The organism is Methylopila sp. Yamaguchi (genome assembly GCF_002897035.1).
In the GTDB taxonomy this organism is placed as follows: domain Bacteria; phylum Pseudomonadota; class Alphaproteobacteria; order Rhizobiales; family Methylopilaceae; genus Methylopila.
This window is the reverse complement of record NZ_BAUX01000007.1, coordinates 203,050-224,671: the sequence shown is the minus strand read 5'-3', so window position 1 is coordinate 224,671 and position 21,622 is coordinate 203,050. Positions and strand designations below refer to the sequence as shown.

Genomic DNA, 21,622 nt, shown 5'->3' with positions numbered 1-21,622 from the left:
TTCGCTACAGACGCTCGCGAGGAACCACGCGGGGAGAGCGTTCTTAAGCCTCACCCGCCGAGATAGGCCGCCCGCACGTGCGGGTCGGCGATGAGGTCGGCGCCCTTGCCGGACATGGCGACGCGGCCGGCCTCCAGCAGGTAGGCGTGGTCGCAGAGCTCAAGCGCCGCGAAGGCGTTCTGCTCCACGAGCAGCACGGTCACGCCAGCGTTTCGCACCGCCCCGATGATCGAGAACATCTGCTCCACGATGTTGGGCGCGAGCCCGAGCGAGGGCTCGTCGAACAGCACCAGCCGGGGCCGCGCCATCAGCGCGCGGCCGATCGCCAGCATCTGCTGCTCGCCGCCGGACAGCGTGCCCGCCATCTGCGCACGCCGCTCGCGGAGGCGCGGGAAGTCGCCATAGATGCGGTCGAGGTCGGCGCGCACGCCGGCCGCGTCGCGGCGGAGGTAGGCCCCCATCGCGAGATTGTCCGCAACCGTCATGTGCGGGAACACCCGCCGCCCCTCCGGGCAATGCGACACGCCGAGCCGCAGCATCGCGCGCGGGTCGGCCTTGGTCACGTCCTCGCCGTCGAGGCGGATGGCGCCGGCGCGGGCCGGGACCAGCCCCGAGATCGCGCGCAGCGTGGTGGACTTGCCGGCGCCGTTCGCGCCGACGAGCGCCACCAGCTGGCCCTGGCCCACGCTGAAGGAGACGCCCTTCAGAGCGGAGACCTGGCCGTAGCCGCAGACGAGGTCCTGGATCTCGAGCATCAGCCCTGCACCTCCGCCGCGAGTTCGCGGGCCGCGCCGCCCTTGCCGAGATAGGCCTCGATCACCGCCGGGTGGGCGCGGATCGCGGCCGGCGGGCCTTCGGCGATCAGCCGGCCGTAGTTCAGGCAGACGATGCGGTCGGAGACCTCCATCACCATCGGCATGTCGTGCTCCACGAGCAGGATGGTGACGCCCTCGTCGCGGATGCGGCGGATGAGGCGCACGAACACCTGCGTCTCCGAGGCGTTCATGCCGGAGACCGGCTCGTCCAGCAGCAGCATGGTCGGCTCGGTCGCGAGCGCGAGCGCGACGCCCACAAGCCGCTGTTCGCCATAGGCGAGCGAGCCGGCGAGATCGTCGGCGCGGGAGGCCAGGCCCACCAGCTCGAGGATCTCCCGCGCCCGCGCCTGCAGGCGGGCCTCGTCGGCGCGGCGCCGCGCCGGCACGACGCGGTCGAGCAGCGGAGGCTCGGCGTGGCGGTGCAGGCCGATCAGCACGTTGTCGAACACGGTGTCGGCGGCGAACACGCTGGTGCGCTGGAAGGTGCGAGCGAGGCCGGCGCGCGAGATCTCGTGGGGCTTCAGGCGCGACAGGTCCTCGCCCTTGAACAGCACCCGCCCCTGCGAGGGCTTGAGAAAGCCCGTCATCACGTTGAACGCCGTGGTCTTGCCTGCGCCGTTCGGCCCGATCAGGCTGACGATCTCGCCTTTGGCCACGTCGAAGTGCAGGTCGGCGATGGCGACCAGGCCGCCGAAGCGCACGCCGACGTGGTCGATCCGGAGAATGGGGTCCGCGCTCATGACGAGGCCCTCGCGGGTTCAGGCTTCGGCGCCGCGGGCGCGCGCTTCGGCAGCCCGAGCGCGGCGAGCGCCGGGGCGATGCCGCGCGGCATGACGAACAGGATGACGATCAGCGTGGCGCCGTAGACGATCCACTGCGCCTCAGGCGCCATCACGGGCCTGAGCGCCACCGGCAGCAGGCCGAAGATCAGGCCGCCGATCACGGGGCCGATCAGCGTGCCCTTGCCGCCCGCCACCACCATGATGACCATGGTCACCGTGTAGGAGAACAGGAACACGTCCGGGTCGATGATGCGGATGTAGTGGGCGTAGAGGCTGCCGGCGGCGCCCGCCATGGCGGCCGAGACGGTGGCGGCGATGGTGAGCGTGCGGGTGGCGTCGACGCCGACCGAAAGCGCGAGCGGCTCGTTCTCCTTCAGCCCGCGCATGGCGCGGCCGAAGCGGGAGCCGACGAGCCGCGCGATCAGCAGGTAGCTCAGCGTCGCGACCGCCAGCACGAGGTAGTAGTTCTGGATCTTCGTCTTGAAGGTCATTTCGCCAAGGCCGGGAAGCCCGAGCGTCATGAACGGGATCGAGGTCAGCGCGAGCGGGCCTTGAGTCAGCTCGATCCAGTTCAGCGCGACAAGCCGGACCACCTCGGCGAACGAGATCGTCACGATGACGAAGTAGGCCCCGCGCACCCGGAACGAGAGCCGGCCGACGACGTAGCCGCAGAGCCCGGAGATAAGCACGGCGAGCAGGAAGCCCGCCGCCGGCGGCCAGCCCTCGTGTGTGACGCGCAGACCGAAGGGCAGGCCGACGTCGAAGCCGAGCGAGGTCAGCGCGCTGACGTAGGCGCCGATCCCGAAGAAGGCGATGTGCCCGAGACTCAGCTGGCCGGTGTAGCCGAGCAGCAGGTTCAGGCTCATGGCGCCGATGGTGAAGATGCCCGTCGTGATCAGCGCGTTGAGGAGATAGGGGTCCTTGAGCCCGAGCGGCAGCAGGGCGAGGACGACGAGCAGGGCGAGCGGGAGAAGCCGGGTCATCCGATGCGCTCCGCGCGGGCGAACAGGCCGGTCGGCTTCACCAGCAGCACCGCGATGATGATCAGGAAGCCCATGGCGTCGCGGTAGCCGGAGGAGACGTAGCCGGCGCCGAACTCCTCGGCGAGCGCCAGCGCGAAGCCGCCGATGGTCGCGCCCGTGATCGAGCCGAGGCCGCCGAGGATGACGATGGCGAAGGCCTTCACGGCCGCGAGGTCGCCCATCTGCGGGAAAACCACGTAGACCGGCCCCAGCAGCGCGCCGGCCGCGGCGGCGAGGCTCGAGCCCAGCGCGAAGGTCGCGGTGTAGATCAGCGAGACGTTGACGCCCATCAGCGCCGCGGTGTCGTGATCCTGGAAGGTGGCGCGCATGGCGCGGCCGAGCCGGGTGCCGTTGATCAGCGCGTAGGCCGAGACGATCAGCGTGAGCGCCGCCAGGAAAACGAAGATGCGGAGCCACGACACCGAGGCGCCGAGGATCTGCAGCGGCGCGTCCGGGAACGGGGAGGGCACGGCCTTCGCGACTCCGCCGAAGGTCCAGAGCGCGCCGGACTGCAGCACGATGCCGGCGCCGATCATCACGAGCATGGTGGTGTCGATGTCCGCGCCCCGGAGCGGCCGGAGCAGCGTGAACTCGATCAGCGCGCCGAGCGCGAGGCCGGCGACAACCGCGACCGGCAGCGCCACGAAGAAGTTCATCCCGAGGCCGACGGCCGCGATGTACATGGCGTAGGCGCCGACGGTGTAGAGCGCGCCGTGGGTGAAGTTCACCACGTTCATGATGCCGAAGATCAGCGTGAGGCCGATCCCCAGCAGCGCGTAGGTGCCGCCGAGCACGAGCGCGTTGACGAGGTGTTGCAGCAGTTGGTCCACGGGGCGTCTCCGGTGGGGAGGCTTCGGGGCATGCGGGGGCCGGGGAGGCCCCTCACCCGTCGCTGCGCGCCCACCCCGCCGGGGAAGGGTGGGCTGCGGCGCGGTTTCGGGCGCTTTGAGCCGGGCGCGGGCACCCCTCCCCAGCGGGGAGAGGTCGGGGGCGCCAGCCCCCGGATGAGGGGCTGCCGGCCAATTTTCAGCTAAAGCGCGACTTCGCTGACCGCGCCGTCGGCGATCTTGATGAGGTAGACGGTGGGCTTGCTCTGGCCGCTTTCCTTGCCCTCGGGGCCGGACTTGGCGAAGGCGATCGGGCCGTTGAGGCCGGTCATCTTCACGTCCCAGAAGGCCTTGGTGATCGCGGCGGGCTCGGCCGAGCCGGCCTTCTCGATCGCGGCGGCGATGGAGCGAATGCCGTCGTAGCCGCGGAAGCTCTCGGTCGCGCCGGCGAACTGATGTCCGCGGGCCTTCCATTCGCCGAGGAAGTATTTGGTGGCCGCCGGGTCCGGGGTCTTCTCGGGCGCCCAGGGCAGGAAGGTCGTGAGGTGCATGGTGCCCTCCGCCGCGGCGCCCGCCTGCGCGATGATCTGGTCCGGGTTCTGCGAGCCGCCGGTGGTGATGACGCGCTTCTTGATGCCGAGCGCCGCCATCTGCTTGAACAGCAGGGTGAGCTGGTCGACCGAGGTCGTCATCATGATGGTGTCGGCGTCGGAGCTCTTCAGCTTGGAAAGCTGGGCGCTCATGTCCTGCGCGGCCTGGTCCATGGTCTCGGTCAGACCGACCTCGACGCCTTCGGCCTTCAGCATCTTCGAGAAGTCGCCGGCCGCGCCGCGGCCCCAGTCGTTGTTGATGACGAGGAAGTCGACCTTCTTCAGCCCGATCTTCTTGACCATCGGCGCGAAGGACGCGGCCTCGAGCGCCGACGGCGGCGAGATGCGGAACACGAAGGGGTTGCCCGAGGTGGTGATCTTGCCGGAGGAGGAGGTCTCGACCAGCATCGGCACCTCGTACTCCTCGAGCTTCGGCATGACGGCGAGCGTCAGGCTGGAGCCCCAGGCGCCCATCAGCACCGGCGTCTTGTCGCTGGTGATGAGCTTCTCGGCGACGGCGGCCGCCTCGGTCGGGTTTGACTTGTTGTCCTCGATCACGAGCTCGATCTTCTTGCCGAGCACGCCGCCCTTGGCGTTGATCTCGTCCGCCGCGATCTTTGCGCCGTTCACGACGTAGGTGCCGGAGGCGGCGAAGGCGCCCGTCAGCGGCTCGTTGACGCCGATCTTGATGGTGTCGGCGGCGAAGGCCGGGCCCGCCATCAGCGCGAGGGTCAATGCGGCAAGCGAGGCAAGGCGTGTGGTCGTCGACATCGCCGTCTCCTGTCAGGAACGGGGGGTGGATGCGTCGCCCTTGCGGGCCACGCGGCGGAGCCATGCGGCGATCCGGCCTCGGGCGAGGTCGAACGCGAGCCGCAGAGGATTGAGAGCGGGCGCCGCGGCGTCGGCCCCGGCGGGACGTCCGGCGAGCCGGGCTTCGAGGTTGGCCGCGAACTCGGCGACGAGGCGGGCGGCGACGTCGCGCACGAGGCCGGGGCGGCCGAACTGGGCGAGCGGGCCCTTCAGGGCGTAGCCGACGGTCAGGTTCACCTGCGATGAACCGGGCGTTGACCCCGCGTTGACCCGGTAGCGCACTTCGCCCTGCGCGCCGGAGCGGCCGTCGGCGCCCGCGCCGCGGATCCGGCCCGCTCGGGCCGCCTCGTCGCGGCGCACATCGGCCGCGCCGCGGAAGGTGGCGGAGATCGGCCCGAGCTTGACCCGCATGCCGCCCTCGACCCGCTCCGGCGAGGGGACGGAAGTCACGACGGCGCCGGGCAGGCAGGCCGCGACTTCCTCCACGCGTCCGAAGAAGGCGAACACCTGGTCCGGCGGAAAGCCGACCTCGAAGCTCTGATCGAGGCTGTGCGCGGGACGGAAATCCGCTGGGATCTCGGCTGACGCCGGCGCCTGCGCGACCGTCGTTTCGGCGGTCGCTGCGCTTTGGGCGCTCGCGCCCGACGATCCCGTCCGGGCCCCGACGGGGCCGAGCCCGCGCTCGCCGGCGGTCGGACCCAAGCCCCGCGCGCGACGGGCGGAAATGACGCTCTGGATCGCCCGCACGATGCCGACGTAGCCGGTGCAGCGGCAGAGATTGCCGGCGAGACCGAGCCGGATGCGGCGCTCGTCCGGCTCGGGCAGGCGCAGCACCAGGTCCCGGGCGGCGACGATCATGCCGGGCGTGCAGAAGCCGCACTGCAAGGCGTGCTCGCGGGTGAAGGCGGCGCGCAGCTCGGTCGCGATCTCGTCGTCGTCGAGGCCCTCGATGGTGGTGACGTCGGCGCCTTCGCAGGCGGCGGCGAAGCTCAGGCAGGCCCGGGCGGGCTCGCCGTCGAGCAGCACGGTGCAGGCGCCGCAGACGCCGTGCTCGCAGCCGAGGTGGGTGCCTGCGAGGTTCAGCTCTTCGCGCAGCGCGTCGGCCAGATGCGTGCGCGGCTCGACCTCGACCGCGACCGCGCGGCCGTTGACGGCGAGCGCGACGTTGACGCGCGGCGGGCGGACGGGCGCGTTCACGCGGCGCTCCTGACGTCGGGACGAAGAGGCGAGCCCGAGAGCGCGTGGGCCTGAAGCGCGGCGCGGCGGAGCACTTCGACGTGGATGTGGCGGTCGACGGCGTCCGTCATGCCGGCGCGGGCCAGCGTGTCGTCGGCGGCGGCGACGTCGAAATCGTCGGCGAAGCCGGGGGGGATGCGGCCGCCGAACAGGACGCGCGCGTCTTCGACGACGACGGGGGGCGCCTCGACGGCGCCGAAGACGGCGCGTCCTGTTGCGGTCTCAGGGTCGATCAGCACGGCGCCGATCGCGTGAGCGAACTCGCCGACCTTGCGGCAGTGCTTCACGTAGCCGAACCGCGACGACGGGTTCATGACGGGAACGCGCACGGCGACCAAAATTTCGTCGGCTTCGAGCGCGGTGGACAGCGCGCCGGTCACGAAGGCCGGAAGCGCCAGCCGCCGGCGCCCGGCGGGACCCGCGACCTCCACCTCCGCCCCAAGCGCGGACAGCGACGACAGCCAGTCGGCGGCGGGGTCGGCATGGGCGAGGCTTCCGCCGAGGGTGCCGCGGTTTCGCACGGCGCGATAGGCGATGCCGGACGCGACCCGCGCCATGACGTTCGGCCCGACGTCCGGCGCGCGGCCGTCCTCGATGTCGGCGTGCGTGACGCAAGCGCCGTAGACGACGGCGTCGCCGTCGCGGCCGGCGTGGCGCAGCTCCGCGACGCCGGACACGTCGACGATGAGCTCGGGCTCGGCCAGCCGCAGGTTCAGCATCGGCCCGAGCGACTGGCCGCCGGCCATCACCTTGGCGGCGCCCTTCGCCTGAGCGAGCAGAGCGAGCGCTGCGGCGAGATCGCGTGGCCGCTCGAGGGCGAAGCGGGCGGGCTTCATGCCGCGTCCCTCGTCATTGCGGGCGCGCCGCGGGCGGCGAGCACCGCCTCGACGATGCGCCGCGGCGTCGCGGGCGAACGGAGAACCTGGGCGTTCAGGGGACGGAGCGCGTCGTTGATTGCGTTGACGATCGCGGCCGGCGGGGCGATCGCTCCGCCTTCGCCGATGCCCTTCACGCCGAAGCGGGTGTAAGGGGAGGGGGTCTCCATGTGATCCACGCGCGGGGCGGGGACCTCGCAGGCGCCCGGCAGCAGGTAGTCCGCGAGCGTGGAGGCGAGCGGCTGCCCCGCCTCATCGAACGGCATCTCCTCCAGAAGGGCAGTGCCGATCCCCTGCGCGAGGCCGCCGAAGATCTGGCCGTCCACGACCATCGGGTTCACGAGCACGCCGCCGTCCTCGACGATGACGTAGTCGAGGATCTCGACCTCGCCGAGTTGGGAATCGACCGCGAGGACGACGGCGTGGGCCGCATAGCTGAAGGTGCCGCTGTCGCGCTGCGGCTTGTAGCCGGCGGTGACCTCGAGGCCTCCCGGGTTGACGTCGGCGGGTAGGTCCTGCGGCCGCAGGTACCAGACGCGGGCGATCTCAGGCAGGCCTACGTCGCCCGCGGGCCCGACGACGCGGCCGGCCTCGAAGCGCACGTCCGAAGGGTCGGCCTGCAGCAGATGGGCGCCGATCAGGCGGGCGCGCTCGGCCAGTTCCGCGCAGGCGGTCGCGACCGCGCCGCCGGCCATCACCATGACCCGGGAGCCCCAGCTGCCGGTTGAGTAGGGCGTCAGCGCGGTGTCGCCGTGGACGAGCCGGGTGCGGGCGACGGGAACGCCCAGCACCTCGTGCGCGACTTGCGCGAGCGTGGTTTCGAGCCCCTGGCCGTGCGAGTGGGCGCCGATCCGGAGCTCAAGTCCGCCGTCGGGCGTCAGGCGGGCGGCCGCCTGCTCGTGGCCGGGCACCATGGGAATGCCCCAGCCGGAGTAGACCGAGGTGCCGTGGGCGGCCTGCTCGCAGTAGATCGAGAGCCCAAGGCCGATGCGCCGGCCGTCCGCCTCGCCCGCGGCCTGCCGCGCGCGCACGCCGGCGGCGTCGATCTCAGCCACCGCGCGGATCAGCGCCTCCGGATAGTCGCCGCTGTCGAAGTGCTTGTTGGTGATGTTGTCGAACGGCATCCGCTCGGGCCGCACGAGGTTCTTCAGCCGCACCGCCTCGGGCGTGAGCCCGGCTTCGGCCGCGACGGCGTCGAGCGCCAACTCCAGCGCGAAGCAGACGCCGGTGCGCGCCACCCCGCGGTAGGGCAGGATCGGGCACTTGTTGGTGGCGACCGACCAGGTGCGGCAGCGGTAGGCCGGAAAGTCGTAGGGACCCGGCAGGATGCTCGCGACCTGCGCGGCCTCGAGACAGGCGGAGAAGGGGTAGGCCGAGTAGGCGCCGCTATCGACCGTCGCCTCGCAGTCCACGCCGCGGATGGTCCCGTCGCGCTCGGCGTAGACCGTGATGTCGTAGTGATGCTCGCGGCAGTTCGCGTTGGCGGTCAGGTGCTCCCGGCGGTCCTCCAGCCAGCGCACGGGATGGCCGCAGCGGAGCGCCAGCCAGCCAAGGCAGACCTCTTCCGCGAGCAAGATCGCCTTGTAGCCGAAGCCGCCGCCGACGTCGGGCGAGACGATGCGGACGCGGCCTTGCTCCAGCCCGAGGCACTCGGACAGGCCGGTGCGCACGATGTGCGGCATCTGGCTGGCGGTGTGGACCACGAGCTGGTCGAGCCGGTGGTCGAGATGGATGACCGCGCCACGACCTTCAATCGGCGCCATGCATTGGCGACCGGTGGAGATTGTGCGCGAGACCTTGATCGGCGCGTCGAACGCGGCCTCGATCCCGATGTTCACGTTGGTCTCGAGGTAGACGTTGTCGCCCCAGTGCTCGTGCACGAGCGCGGCGCCGGGCTCGCGGGCGGCCAGCATGTCGTGCAACGCCGGCAGCTCTTCGAGGTCGAGCGTCACGCGCGCGGCGAGATCCTCGGCCTCGGCGCGCGTCGGCGCGACGCAGATCGCGAGCAGTTCTCCGACCTGCCGGACCTTATCGACGGCGAGCGGCGGCTGCTCGGAGACTTTGAAGCCGGGGAGTCCCGACACGGCGCGGATCGGCTTCACCCCGTCGAGGTCGGCGGCGGTGAACACCCGGCCGCGGCAGTCCTCCGGCACGTGGATCGCGCGGATGCGGGCGTGCGCCAGCGGGCTGCGGACAAAGGCGACGTCCTGCATGCCGACGATGCGGATGTCGCCGACATACTCGCCCCGCCCGCGCATCAGGCGGTCGTCTTCCTTGCGCGGCAGCCGCGCGCCGACGCCTTCGGCCAGAGGCGCGCGGCCGCCGCTCACGGCGTGGCCTCGGCGAGCACGTCCTGCGCGGCCTTCACCAGAACGCCGTCGGCGCTCAGCAGGCCGTCGAGGATGGAAAAATGGTCGGCGCCTTCGATCGGGATCAGCGCGCCCGGCGCGCCGGCCTCGGTCCGCTTGGCGTGCAGCGCCAACGAGTCGTGGATGAGCGCCGGCACCTCGGCCGTGCCGTAGGCGATCGCGAGCGGTTTCCGCGTCACCGGCAGGCGGAGCGGCGACAGCGTCGCGATCTCCTCGTCGGTGAGCTTCAGCGCGGCGTTGAGGAAGGTGTCGCGGATCGGCTCAAGCTCGTAGACGCCGGAGATCGCGAGGCCGGCGGCGACCGCGGAATGACCGAGCAGCATGGCGACGAGGTGCCCGCCGGCCGACCAGCCGGAAAGCACGATGCGGCCGCCGACGCCGAGGGTGCGGCCGTCGCGGGCGAGCCAGTCGAGCGCGGCGCCGAGTTCGGCGACGATCTCGGTGAGGCTCGCGTCGGGCGCCAGCGTGTGGCTCGGCATCGCGACCGCCCAGCCGGCGTCGAGCGCGCCCTGGGCGTAATGCGCGAAGACCTCGCGCGAGTTCTTCTGCCAGTAGCCGCCGTGAATGAAGACGAGGCAGGGCGCGTCGGGATCAGCCGCGGGGTAGAGGTCGAAGGCTTGGCGGGGCTTCGGGCCGTAGGCGACGTCGAGCTTGGCGGGATGCGCCGCGCGGAAAGCGGGCGCCGCGACGTCGCGCGCCGCGACCCACGCCGCGCTGGTCGGCACGGCCGCGTTGTTGTTGTAGGCCGCGTCGCGCTGGTCCTGGGACAGCGTGTCCCAGACGTCCTGCGGAGCGGGGGCCGGGGCGGCGATCACGCCGCGATCGCCTGCGGGAGGATCGGGCTGTCGGCGTCGAAGCGCTTGCCGGCGCGGAGGCAGAAGGACGGCTGGAGCAGGCGCTCGGCGATGACGCGGTAATCCTCGTTGTCGCGCAGCACGAACCGGCCGCGCACGTCGTCCAGCACCGACACGTCGGCGACGCGCCCGACGGCGAGCGAACCGAGGCTGTCCTCCATCCCGAGCATCTTCGCCGGGTGGGTCGTGACCATCTTCACCACGTAGTCGAGCGGCAGACCGAGCGTCATCATCGAGCTCATCGCCTGGGTGAGGCTGAAGCGCGCCTGGCCCTTGAACGGATGGTTCTCGTCGTCCGCGTGCTCCTCCGGCGTGCCGGCGGGGGCGGGGATCTCGGGCACCTGGGTGTTGTAGCCGTGCATGTCGGCGCCCAGCGTGTGCGGCACGACGCCGGCGGCGAGCGCCATCTTGGCCAGGCGGTAGGAGAAGTGGCTGCCGTGGCCGACGTCGACCGTCAGGCCGCGGTCGATCGCCGCCTGCAGGACGTGGTGCAGTTCGCCTTCCGCATTCACGAAGCCGCCGGGGTGACGGGTGAAGGGATGGGCGAGCACGTCGCCTTCCTTCAGCAGCGGAATGACGCGCTCGAGGATGGTGTCGGCGTCCTCGCCGTTGGCGCCGCTTTCCGGCAGGCCCCAGAGCTGGCCGAAGTGCACGTAGAGCGGAACCTCGGCCCGGCGGGCGATCTCCGCCGCCATTTCCATGACCTTGATGCCCCAGCGGGCGAAGCCGCCGATTTCGGCGTGGCCCTTGATGCCGCGCACCAGGTCCCGGTTGGCGACCGCCGAGCGCACCGTCGCGTCGATGTCGACGCCGTCGGGGCTGTAGAGGTTGGGATAGAAATGGCCTTCGAGGCCGCCGACGAGATAGGCGGACAGGAAGCAGAGCACGTTGGTCTCGGAGCGCTCCGCGATGAAATGGCGGAAGCCCGGCAGCGTCATGCAGGACGGGCCGCCCTGGTCGACCACGGTGGTGACGCCGGAACGCACGCCCACCATGTCGGGGTCGAGGCCGAAGCGGCCGGTGACGTACTGGTAGATGTGGCCGTGGGTGTCGATCAGGCCCGGGAGCACGAGCTTGCCGGCGACGTCGACGGTCTGGGCCGCGCTGGTCGGCAGGATCGCGTCCGCCACCGCGGCTATGCGGCCGCCCCGGATGGCCACGTCGCGGACGCCGTCGACGCCGGTCGCCGGGCAGATGACCCGGCCGCCCTTCAGCAGCAGATCGTATCCCGTCGGTTCGACCATGGTGTCCTCCTCGAACGCTCGCGCCGGATCATGGCGCGCCTGAAAAAGCGAAGTATGCTTCGCAATCTCATGCACGCGGCATGCCAGATGCAGGGCTCGGTGAACCGGAGGCCGTCCCGCGGCGCGGGCAAGTCGAGGATCGAATGGCGAAAAACGACGTCGTATCAGACACGTCCAATGAAAATTGGCCGCTGATGGAGCGCCCGGGCTTCCTGGCGCGGCGGCTGCATCAGATTCACGTGAGCCTTTTCAGCGAACGCTGCGCCGCGTCACGCCTGACGCCGCTGCAGTACAGCCTGCTGTGCGCGCTGGCGGATTGCGAAACCGCGGACCAGACGACGCTCGCGCGCGCCGTCGCGCTCGACCGCACGACGACCACCGGAGCGTTGAAACGCTTGGAGGCGCGCGGGCTCGTGCAGCGCGTGACGTCGCCCGCGGACCGGCGCGCGCAGGTCTGCCGGATGACGCCGGCGGGGGAGGAGCTGCTGGCCGAGATGGAGGACGCCGCGCGGCGCGCCCACGAGGAGACGGTGGCCGCGCTGGACGCCGACGAGCGCGACGCCTTCGTCGGTTACCTCAAGCGCATCGTCGACGCCCATCGCGGGCGTCGCGACGCTGTCGCGCTCTGATTTTGGGCGCCATCTGATCTCGATCGAGGCGCCTGAGGGCGGCGCGCGACGCGCCGCCGCTGGGTTCGTGGCGCGTTCAGCGCGTGCCGTGGCCGCCCGGCGCGCCGGCGCGGTTGCCCTTTGCGAAGCGCTTCTGGGGCTTGCCGGCCGGGACCTCGGCGCGGCGGTGGTCCGAGGGGCCGCGCGGATGGTCGGAGGCGCCGCGGGGACGCGGCGCGGCGTGCTTCGGAGCATGCCCGTAGGGCTTCGCCGGACGCGGCTCGCGCGGGGTCTCGACGTCGGGGCGGGGTCCCGAAAGCTGGGCGCGCGTGATCGCCACGTCGTTCTTCTCGGCCCCAAGGGCCTGGGCCGCAAAGCTCTCCGCGGCGCCGACGGCGATCTCGACCTTGGTCTCGGCGTCGAAGATGCGGATCGCTCCGATGTCGTCGCGGGTGACGCCGCCGCGACGGCAGATCAGCGGCAGCAGCCACTTCGGATCGGCGTTCTGGCGACGGCCGACAGCGAGGCGGAACCACACGCCTTCGCCGAACGGGCCGCGACGCTCGGACGCCGGCTCGCGGTCGGAGCGCACGGGATCGTAGGCCGGGCGGCCGTTGTCGCGCAGGCGCTCGCGCGGGGGCGCCTGGCGCTCGCCGGGGTCGGTCACGTCCTCGGGGGCGGGCAGGCGGGCGCGGTGCAGGCGGGCGAGCGCGACCGCGATCTCTTCCTGCGACTTGTGCGCCATCAGCATGTGCGCGAGGGCGATGTCCTCGGGGGTCGGCTGTTCCGTGAGCGCCGGGTCGGCGAGCAGGCGCTTCTGGTCGAGGGCGTGGATCTCCTCGGCGGTGGGCGCGGCGCTCCAGGTCGGGACCACGCCGGCGTCGACCATCATGGTCTCGGCCTTGCGGCGGCGCGACGGCGGCACCAGCAGAACGCTGACGCCCTTGCGGCCCGCGCGGCCGGTGCGGCCGGAGCGGTGCTGGAAGACTTCGGCGTCGTGCGGCAGGTCGGCGTGGATGACGAGCGTGATGCTGGGCAGGTCGATGCCGCGGGCGGCGACGTCGGTCGCGACGCAGACGCGGGCGCGGCCGTCGCGCAGCTCCTGGAGGGCGCGGTTGCGCTCGTTCTGGCTGAGCTCGCCCGACATCAGCACGGCGGGGAAGCCGCGCTCGGACAGCGTGGCGTGCAGGCGGCGCACCGCCTCGCGGGTGGCGCAGAACACGATCGCGGCGGGCGCGTCGGCTTGACGCAGCAGGTTGACGACGGCGGGGCCGATCTCGCGCGGCAGCACGCGCACGGCGCGGTGCTCGATGTCGGCGTGGCCGCGCTCGGGGCCTGCGGTCTCGACGCGGGCGGCGTCGCGCTGGAAGCGGCGGGCGATCGCCACGATGTCGGACGGGATCGTCGCCGAGAACAGCAGCGTGCGGCGCTCGGCCGGCGCCGACTCGAGGATCGCCTCGAGGTCCTCGCGGAAGCCGAGGTCGAGCATCTCGTCGGCCTCGTCGAGCACGACCGCCTTCAGGCCGTCGAGCACCAGCGCGCGGCGCTGGATGTGGTCGAGCAGGCGGCCGGGCGTGCCGACGACGATGTGGCACCCGAGCTCGAGCCGGCGGCGCTCGGCGCGCGGGTCCATGCCGCCGACGCAGGCGACGACGCGGGCGCCCGTCTTGGCGTAGAGCCAGCGCAGCTCACGCTCGACCTGCAAGGCGAGTTCACGGGTGGGGGCGACGACCAGGGCGACCGGCGCGCCCGCGGCGCTGATGGCGCCCGCGTCGTCCAGCAACGTGTCGCCTAGCGCGAGGCCGTAAGCCACCGTCTTGCCCGAACCCGTCTGCGCCGAAACCAAAAGATCGCGACCGCGCACCGCGTCGGCCAGCACGGCGTGCTGCACGGGGGTGAGGTCGACGTAGCCGCGCTCGGCGAGAGCCTGCGCGAGCGGAGAGGCGGCGAACGGCATGGTCAAGGGGGGTCGCTTTCGATGGGCGCGCGGCGGAAGGGGCCGCACGTCACGGCCCGCAGCGTCCGTGGACGATGATGGGATTGGCTGCCTCATAGCCTTTTTTTACTTGAAACGCCATGGCCTACGCCGCAGGTCAGATCCTCGCTGGACAACGGCGTCGCCACGGTCGGCCGCGCGGTGGCGCGGACCGGTCCGAGCACGAAGCTTGCCTGCGTGTTTGGGCCCCGCCGGCGCGACCTCCGGGCGGCGATCGGGCGCGTAACCTTCGAAGCCGCAACAGGAGAGCCCATGCTCGATCTCATCATCAAGGGCGGCGTGGTCGCGACGGCGGCGGACACGTTCCGCGCCGACGTCGGCGTGCGCGACGGAACGATTGTCGCGCTCGGGCTCGCCCTCGGCGAGGCGAAGGATGTGATCGACGCTTCGGACAAGCTCGTGCTGCCGGGCGGCATCGACAGCCACGTCCACATCGCCCAGCCGAGCGGCGAGGGCATCGTGATGGCCGACGACTTCGAGAGCGCGACCCGATCCGCGGCCTTCGGCGGCAACACCGCGGTGATGCCCTTCGTGTTGCAGGAGCGCGGGACGCCGCTCAGGACCACGCTCGCGGCCTACCATGCGAAGGCGGAAGGCCAGGCCTACGTCGACGTCAGCTTTCACTTGATCGTCTCGGAGCCGAACGCCCAGACGCTCGGCCAGGACCTGCCGGCGCTGATCGCGGACGGCTACACCTCGTTCAAGGTCTTCATGACCTACGAGGGCCTCGCGCTGAACGACCGCGAGATGCTGGAGGTGATGGCGACCGCGCGCGAGACCGGCGCGCTCGTCATGGTCCACGCCGAGAACTACGACGCGATCCGCTTCCTCGCGGACCGGCTGGAGCGGGCGGGTAAGACCGCGCCGTTCTTCCACGGCCCCTCGCGGCCTGTCCCGGTGGAGCGCGAAGCGACCCACCGGGCGATCAGCCTGGCCGAGATCGTCGACGTGCCGGTCGTCATCGTCCACGTCTCGAACCGCGAGGCGATGGAGGAGATTGCGCGGGCCCGCCGGCGGGGGCTCAAGGTCTACGGCGAGACCTGCCCGCAGTACCTCGTGTTGACCGAGAAGGACATGGACGGGCTGAACATGGAGGGCGCGAAGTACGTCTGCAGCCCTCCGCCAAGGGATGCGGCGCATCAGCAGGCCTGCTGGGAGGGACTGCAGCAGGGCGTGTTCGACGTGTTCTCCTCCGATCACTGTCCCTTCCGCTACGACGACCCCGCCGGCAAGCTGAACCCAAAGGGCCGCACCAGCTTCCGCTGGGTGCCGAACGGCATCCCGGGGATCGAGACCCGCCTGCCGATCCTGTTTTCGGAGGGGGTGGGCAAGGGGCGCATCACGCTCCAGCAGTTCGTGGCGCTGTCGGCGACCAATCACGCCCGCATGTACGGCCTGACGACGAAGGGCTCGATCGCGATCGGCATGGACGCCGACATCGCGATCTGGGACCCGGAGCGCGAGGTCACGATCAGCCAGAGCGGCCTGCACCACGGCTCGGACTACACCCCCTACGAGGGGATCGCCGTGAAGGGTTGGCCGGTGACGACGATCGTGCGCGGGCGCCCGGTGGTGCGCGACGGCGAGCTGGTGGGCGCCAAGGCGCACGGCCGTCACGTCGCCCGCGCGCGCTCCGCCTATGCCACGCCGCGCGGCGGATGAACGGCCCGGCGCTTACGCCAGCGCCATCAAGCTGGCGTTCCCGCCCGCAGCCGCGGTGTTGACGCTGAGGCTGCGCTCCGCGAGCAGGAACTCGGTGGAGTAGGCGCGCCAGCCGGTGGTTGGGTCGAGCCGGGGCACGTGGACCTGGACAATCGGACCGGGACGTTTCGAGAGCGCGCGGTTCAGCTCCGCAAGCGCGTCCCCGTCGCCGTCGAACAGGGCGGCGAAGACGGCGTTCAGACTGGCGTCACTCACGATGCGAACCGCGAGACTGGCGGGGAGACCCGACGGACGCGGCTTGAGAATGATCGCGCGGGCGCCAGCGGCCAGCGCTGCGCCGATCTGGACCAGCTGAGCTCGCTCGTCTGGTCCGGCGCAGAGCACGTCGCCGCGGCCCTTCAGGCTGTAAACGTTCCGCTCGCCGACCGGACCGGGATGTTCGATCTCGACCCCGAGCGGGCTTCGCGCGATCGCGTCCTCCACCTCGGCCGCGGCGGCGTCCTGGCCGATATCCCGCAGCCACGTTGCATAGGCCGTCGCGGCGGGGTCCGGCGCGCCCTTGGGCAAACCCGTGCCCTTGGGGCAGGCCGCAAGGAGGCGCCGGAGGCTCAGCGGCCCGCCGGCCTTCGGCCCGGTTCCCGAGAGCCCGTGGCCGCCGAAGGGCTGCACCCCGACCACGGCGCCGACGATGTTGCGGTTGACGTAGACGTTGCCGGCGGCGCTCAAGGCCGCGGCCTCCGCCGCCCGTTCGTCGATCCGCGTGTGGACGCCGAAGGTGAGCGCGTAGCCGGTGGCGTTCACCGCCTCAATTGTCTGCGCGAGACCGCCCGGCGCGAAGCGGACGACGTGCAGCACGGGGCCGAACACCTCCTCCGTCAACGCTCCGACGTCATCGAGTTCGATCAGCGTCGGCGCGACGAAGTCGCCTCTGGCGCAGGCGTGCGGCAGCTCAAGCCGGTGGACCGGCCGCCCCGCCGCGCGCATCTCCGACACATGGGCCTCGATCCGCTCCCGCGCCTCCGCCGAGATCACCGGCCCGACGTCGGTCGCGAGCCGGTCGGGCGGACCGACCCGCAGCTCCGCCATGGCGCCCTTCAGCATGGCGAGCGCGCGGTCGGCGATGTCCTCCTGCAGGCACAGCAGGCGCGCCGCCGAACAGCGCTGGCCTGCGCTGTCGAAGGCGGAGGCGAGCACGTCGGCGGTGAGCTGCTCGAGCAAAGCTGAGGAATCCGCGACCAGCGCGTTCTGGCCGCCGGTCTCCGCGACCAACGGGACCGGCGCTCCCTCGGGGTTGAGCCGCTCGGCCAGCGTCCTGGCGATCGATGTCGCGACCGCAGTCGAGCCGGTGAATAGCACGCCGCGCACGCGCGGATCGCCGACGAGCGCCGCGCCGACCTCGCCCCGTCCCGGCAGCAGCTGGACCGCGGCGGCGGGAACGCCGGCCTCGCGCAGGATGCGAACGGCCTCGGCGGCCACCAGCGGGGTCTCTTCGGCCGGCTTCGCCAGGACGACATTGCCCGCGGCGAGCGCCGCCGCGACTTGCCCGAGGAAGATCGCGAGAGGAAAGTTCCACGGGCTGATGCAGGCGACAGGGCCGCAAGGAACATGGGTCGCCGGATCGAACGCCCGCGCCTGCCCGCCGTAGTAACGCAGGAAATCCGCCGCCTCTCGGATCTCCGAGACTGCATTGGCCGCGGTCTTCCCGGCCTCGCGAATCAGCAGCCCCATCAGCGCGTCCCGCCGACTCTCCAACAGCTCCGCCGCGCGGACGAGACGCGCGGCGCGCCCGGAGCCCGAAGTCCGGGCCCATGCGGCGGCGGCGCGTTCCGCTTCCACGAGCGCTCGTTCGACCGCGTACGCGTCAGCCTCGACCACATGGCCGACAATGTCGCGCCGGTCGGCGGGGTTGGTCACCGGCGCTCCGATCCCCTCGGCCTCTCCGCTCGCGAGGAGCGGGGCCGCGCGCCAGCGGCGTTCGGCGTCGGCGCTGAGAGCGGCCGAAAGCTCGGCCAGGACCCGTTCGTCCGCCAGATCGAGACCCGCGCTGCTCAGGCGGTCGGGAAAGAGCTGGCGCGGCGGGCGAATGGCGGGATGCGGCGCGCCGAGGGGCGAGATGCGCCGCGCCTCCGCGACCGGATCGGCGATCAGCGCGTCGACCGGCGTCTCCGGATCGGCCACGCGGTGGACGAAGGAGGAGTTCGCGCCGTTCTCCAGGAGACGGCGGACGAGATAGGCGAGCAGCGTCTCGTGGGCGCCGACGGGGGCGTAGATCCGGCAGGGGCGGCCGAGCTTGTCGGGACCCACTACCTCCTCGTAGAGCGGCTCGCCCATGCCGTGCAGGCACTGGAACTCGTAGTCGCCGACGCGGAACTCCGGCCCGGCCATGGCGTGGATGGCGGCGAGCGTCTGGGCGTTGTGGGTGGCGAACTGGGGGAACACGGCGTCCCGCGCCGCGAGCAGTTTGGCGGCGCAGGCGAGGTAGGAGACGTCGGTGTGGACCTTGCGGGTGAAGACGGGAAAGTCGTCGAGGCCGTCGACCTGCGCACGCTTGATCTCGCTGTCCCAGTAGGCGCCCTTCACCAGCCGCACCATCAAACGCCGCCCTGAGCGGCGGGCGAGATCGATGACGAGGTCGAGCACGAACGGCGCGCGCTTCTGATAGGCCTGGACGACGAAGCCGAGGCCGTCCCAGCCCTGAAGCGCAGGATCAGCCGCAAGCCTCTCCAGCACGTCGAGCGAGAGGTCGAGCCGATCCGCCTCCTCCGCGTCGATGTTGAGGCCGACGTCGAAGCCGCGGGCCCGGGCTGCAAGCTCTTGAACGCGCGGGAGAAGTTCCGAGAGCGCGCGGTCGCGCTGGCTGCGGGCGTAGCGCGGGTGCAGTGCGGACAGCTTGATGGACACGCCGGGACCGTCGTAGACGCCGCGCCCCCCGGAAGCGGCGCCGATCGCGTCGATCGCTTCGCGATAGTCGGCGAAGTAGCGGTCGGCGTCCGCCGCCGTCATCGCCGCCTCGCCCAGCATGTCGAAGGAGTAGCGGAAGCCATGGGCCTCCATGCGGCGGCTGTTGGCGAGCGCCCGCTCGATGGTCTCGCCGGTGACGTAGCGCTCCCCCATCATCCGCATGGCGAGGTCGACGCCCCTGCGGATCGGGGGTTCGCCGCCGCGCGCGACGAGCCGCGTCAGCGCGGAGCCCAGACCCTCCTCGGTCGAAGGCGCTGCGAGCCGGCCGGTGACGACCAGCCCCCAGGTCGCCGCGTTCACGAACAGCGAGGGGCTGTGGCCGAGGTGGGCGCGCCAGTCGCCCGGCGCGATCTTGTCGCGGATCAGCGCGTCCCGGGTGGCGGCGTCGGGAATGCGCAGCAGCGCCTCGGCGAGGCACATCAGGGCGACGCCTTCGGGGCTCGACAGGTCGTACTCCTGCACGAGACCGGCCACGCCGCCGCCGGGCCCCTTGGCCCGCAGCGCCTCCACCAGCGTCCGCGCGAGCCGCTGCGCCGCGGCCGCCTGCGGCGCGGGCAGCGCGGCCGCGGCGAGCAACGGAGGTAAACATTGGGTTTCTGGAAGGCGAACGTTGCGGTTAACCGCGGCGCGCAGCGGGGTTAACGGCCACGGTCCTGAGGCGAACGCCGCGACGGGGCGCGCGTCGCCTTCCGCGGGAGCCGGCGTCTCGGTCGTGATGGTCCCGGCCATGGCGGCCTCCGGCGGAGGGGATCGTCCCCCCGTCATGGTAGGCCGCCGCGGCGCCGGGTCCAGCGGCGGGGGCTTAGACCGCGGCGCGCGGGTCCTTCGCGGCGAGGCGGGCGAGCAGGTAGTCCACCTCCGCCTTCGCCGCGGCCGAGAGCGCCGCGCCCGGCTTGCGCTGGGCGTCGGAGGCGATGAAGCCGCGCCGCATCATCACGTACTTCCGCACGGCCAGACCCACGCCCTGCTGCTGCTCGTAGCGCAACAGCGGCAGGTGGGCGTCGAACAGGTCGTGGGCCTGGTCGCGATGGCCCTCCGCCTGCAGGCGCGCGACATCGGCCAGCATCTCGGGGAAGGCGTAGCCGGTCATCGCGCCGTCGGCGCCGCGCTCCATCTCGAAGTCGAGGAACAGGCCGCCGTTGCCGGTCAGGATCGAGATCGGCCGCATCGAGCCCTCGGCCTGGAAGCCGCGCAGGATCGAGATCTTCTCCAGGCCCGGCCAGTCCTCGTGCTTCAGCATCACGCAGGAGGGATTGTCCTCGACGATGCGGCGGATGACCTTCGGGGTCATCTGCACCGTCAGGGTCAGGGGATAGTCCTGGATGACGAAGGGGACGTCCGCGCCGACCGCCTCCACGGCCTGGGCGTAGTAGCCGACGATCTGGTCGTCGGTGCGGAGCGACGGCGGCGGCGCGATCATCACGCCGGCCGCGCCGCGGTGCATCACGGCGCGGGCGAGCGAGCGCATGGCGGCGAAGCCGGGGGCCGACACCCCGACGATCACAGGCAGGCCCGGCATCCCGTCGATGAACCGGCTGGTGAGGTCGAGCGCCTCGTCGGGCTCCAGCTTCGGCGCTTCGCCCATGATGCCGAGCACCGTGACGCCGGTCGCCCCTGCCGCGAGATAGCCCGCGATCAGCGTCTCCACCGAGCCGTGGTCGATCGCTCCGTCGGCCGTGAAGGGCGTCGGCGCGATCGGGAAGAGGCCGGCGGCGGAAGACGTGAGGCGCATGGGGGACCCTGTCTGCGGATGCGTGCGGAGGGTGGGAGATACCCCGGACAGGGCGGGGCGGGAAGCCGCGGCGCTCCATGTCATGCTCCGACGCCGGAGCGCCGCCGCGTTCGGCGACCCGGCCCGACATCGGCCGTTCTAGCGTTACGTCGGCGTCAGGCGCTAAGCGAGGGGCTGACATCGCGCCGGCGTCCGGGCGCCGCAGGGCCCATAGCCATGACCGACCCCCACTCGCACGACCATGCCCACGACCACGCGTCTCATGACGGCGGTCGCGAGGGCCGGTCCGGCTCCCACCCCGGCCACGCCCATGGTCCCGGCGGCCACACCCACGCTCCGGCCTCCTTCGGCCGCGCCTTCGCGCTCGGGATCGGGCTCAACACGGCCTTCGTGGCGGTGGAGGCGTTCTACGGCTACGCCAGCGGCTCGCTCGCGCTGGTCGCGGACGCGGCGCACAACCTGTTCGACGTCGCGGGGCTGATCGTCGCCTGGATCGCGTCCGTGCTGTCGCAGAGGCCGCCGTCCGCGCGCTTCAGCTACGGCCTCCGGGCGAGCTCGATCCTCGCCGCGCTGTTCAACGCGCTGTTCCTGCTGTTCGCGGTCGGCTTCATCGTGTGGGAGGCGGTCGAGCGCTTCGCCGAGCCCCGGCCGGTCGCGGGCCTCACCGTGACGATCGTCGCCGCGATCGGCGTGGCCGTGAACGGCGGCACGGCGCTGCTGTTCCTGTCGGGCCGCAAGGGCGACATCAACATCAAGGGCGCCTACCTCCACATGGTGGCCGACGCCGCGGTCTCCGCGGCCGTCATCGTGGCAGGCCTCGCGGTGCTGGCGACCGGCTGGGAGTGGATCGACCCCACGGTCAGCCTCGGCGTCGCCGTGGTGATCCTGATCGGGACCTGGGGCCTGCTGCGCGACAGCGTCGCCATGTCGCTCGACGCCGCGCCCCCGAACGTCGACCCGGAACAGGTGCGCGTCTTCCTCGCCGCCCGGCCGGGCGTCGTCGAGGTGCACGACCTCCACATCTGGGCCATGAGCACCACCGAGACGGCGCTGACGGCCCACCTCGTCATGCCCGGCGGCCACCCCGGCGACGCGCCGATGCGCGCGATCGCCGCCGAACTGCGCGAGCGCTTCCAGATCGCCCATCCGACGATCCAGATCGAGCTCGAACAGGGCCGCTGCGCCTTCGCGCCGGAGCATGCGGTGTGAGGTTTGGGCGGGCCGCCAAGCGCGCCCGTC

General features: G+C 71.9%; 16 protein-coding genes. 3 read left to right on the top strand and 13 right to left on the bottom strand.

What is annotated here, in order from left to right; genetic code table 11:
• Positions 1-50 precede the first annotated feature (50 nt).
• The 10 genes from METY_RS10535 to METY_RS10490 form a co-directional block, all read right to left on the bottom strand.
• Entirely contained in the window at positions 51-755 is a 705-nt protein-coding gene (locus METY_RS10535; RefSeq protein ID WP_103121335.1) for an ABC transporter ATP-binding protein, read from the bottom strand.
• Positions 755-1,555, bottom strand: coding sequence for an ABC transporter ATP-binding protein (locus tag METY_RS10530; RefSeq protein WP_103121334.1), 801 nt, complete (start codon positions 1,553-1,555; stop codon positions 755-757). The genes METY_RS10535 and METY_RS10530 overlap by 1 nt, the downstream gene beginning before the upstream one ends.
• Complete coding sequence (locus METY_RS10525) at positions 1,552-2,580, bottom strand: branched-chain amino acid ABC transporter permease (protein WP_103121333.1); 1,029 nt, start codon at positions 2,578-2,580, stop codon at positions 1,552-1,554. Before METY_RS10525 ends, METY_RS10530 begins: the two co-directional genes overlap by 4 nt.
• Positions 2,577-3,449, bottom strand: coding sequence for a branched-chain amino acid ABC transporter permease (locus tag METY_RS10520; RefSeq protein ID WP_020187557.1), 873 nt, complete (start codon positions 3,447-3,449; stop codon positions 2,577-2,579). Before METY_RS10520 ends, METY_RS10525 begins: the two co-directional genes overlap by 4 nt.
• Before the next feature lie 200 nt (positions 3,450-3,649).
• A complete protein-coding gene (locus METY_RS10515; protein WP_103121332.1) occupies positions 3,650-4,807 on the bottom strand; it encodes an ABC transporter substrate-binding protein in 1,158 nt (385 codons plus the stop codon).
• Between the two features lie 12 nt (positions 4,808-4,819).
• Positions 4,820-6,043: a xanthine dehydrogenase family Fe-S subunit gene (locus METY_RS10510; protein WP_103121331.1), complete on the bottom strand. Its 1,224-nt coding sequence runs from the start codon at positions 6,041-6,043 to the stop codon at positions 4,820-4,822.
• Positions 6,040-6,918, bottom strand: coding sequence for an FAD binding domain-containing protein (locus tag METY_RS10505; protein ID WP_103121330.1), 879 nt, complete (start codon positions 6,916-6,918; stop codon positions 6,040-6,042). The genes METY_RS10510 and METY_RS10505 overlap by 4 nt, the downstream gene beginning before the upstream one ends.
• Positions 6,915-9,215 (bottom strand): xanthine dehydrogenase family protein molybdopterin-binding subunit, encoded by a 2,301-nt coding sequence (locus METY_RS10500; protein ID WP_244593602.1) that lies wholly within the window; start codon positions 9,213-9,215, stop codon positions 6,915-6,917. Before METY_RS10500 ends, METY_RS10505 begins: the two co-directional genes overlap by 4 nt.
• A gap of 68 nt (positions 9,216-9,283) precedes the next feature.
• A complete protein-coding gene (locus tag METY_RS10495; RefSeq protein ID WP_103121328.1) occupies positions 9,284-10,141 on the bottom strand; it encodes an alpha/beta hydrolase in 858 nt (285 codons plus the stop codon).
• Positions 10,138-11,424 carry an amidohydrolase/deacetylase family metallohydrolase gene (locus METY_RS10490; RefSeq protein WP_103121327.1) on the bottom strand — a complete coding sequence of 429 codons (1,287 nt, stop codon included), beginning with the start codon at positions 11,422-11,424 and terminating at the stop codon, positions 10,138-10,140. Before METY_RS10490 ends, METY_RS10495 begins: the two co-directional genes overlap by 4 nt.
• Before the next feature lie 143 nt (positions 11,425-11,567).
• On the opposite strand from METY_RS10490, the gene METY_RS10485 reads away from it, so the two are divergent.
• Positions 11,568-12,053 (top strand): MarR family winged helix-turn-helix transcriptional regulator, encoded by a 486-nt coding sequence (locus tag METY_RS10485; protein ID WP_244593599.1) that lies wholly within the window; start codon positions 11,568-11,570, stop codon positions 12,051-12,053.
• Positions 12,054-12,129: 76 nt separating this feature from the next.
• Here the strand turns inward: METY_RS10485 and METY_RS10480 are convergent, their stop codons facing one another.
• Positions 12,130-13,989, bottom strand: coding sequence for a DEAD/DEAH box helicase (locus METY_RS10480; protein WP_103121326.1), 1,860 nt, complete (start codon positions 13,987-13,989; stop codon positions 12,130-12,132).
• 291 nt (positions 13,990-14,280) lie between these two features.
• On the opposite strand from METY_RS10480, the gene hydA reads away from it, so the two are divergent.
• On the top strand, positions 14,281-15,690 hold the full coding sequence (gene hydA / locus METY_RS10475; protein WP_103121325.1) for a dihydropyrimidinase: 1,410 nt from the start codon (positions 14,281-14,283) through the stop codon (positions 15,688-15,690).
• A 12-nt stretch (positions 15,691-15,702) separates the two neighbouring features.
• On the opposite strand, the gene putA is transcribed toward hydA, so the two are convergent.
• A complete protein-coding gene (putA, locus tag METY_RS10470; RefSeq protein ID WP_103121324.1) occupies positions 15,703-19,380 on the bottom strand; it encodes a trifunctional transcriptional regulator/proline dehydrogenase/L-glutamate gamma-semialdehyde dehydrogenase in 3,678 nt (1,225 codons plus the stop codon).
• A gap of 73 nt (positions 19,381-19,453) precedes the next feature.
• A complete protein-coding gene (locus METY_RS10465) occupies positions 19,454-20,383 on the bottom strand; it encodes a dihydrodipicolinate synthase family protein (RefSeq protein ID WP_103121323.1) in 930 nt (309 codons plus the stop codon).
• Between the two features lie 216 nt (positions 20,384-20,599).
• Between METY_RS10465 and METY_RS10460 the strand changes: the two genes are divergently transcribed.
• Positions 20,600-21,592 carry a cation diffusion facilitator family transporter gene (locus METY_RS10460; RefSeq protein WP_103121322.1) on the top strand — a complete coding sequence of 331 codons (993 nt, stop codon included), beginning with the start codon at positions 20,600-20,602 and terminating at the stop codon, positions 21,590-21,592.
• Positions 21,593-21,622: the final 30 nt, after the last annotated feature.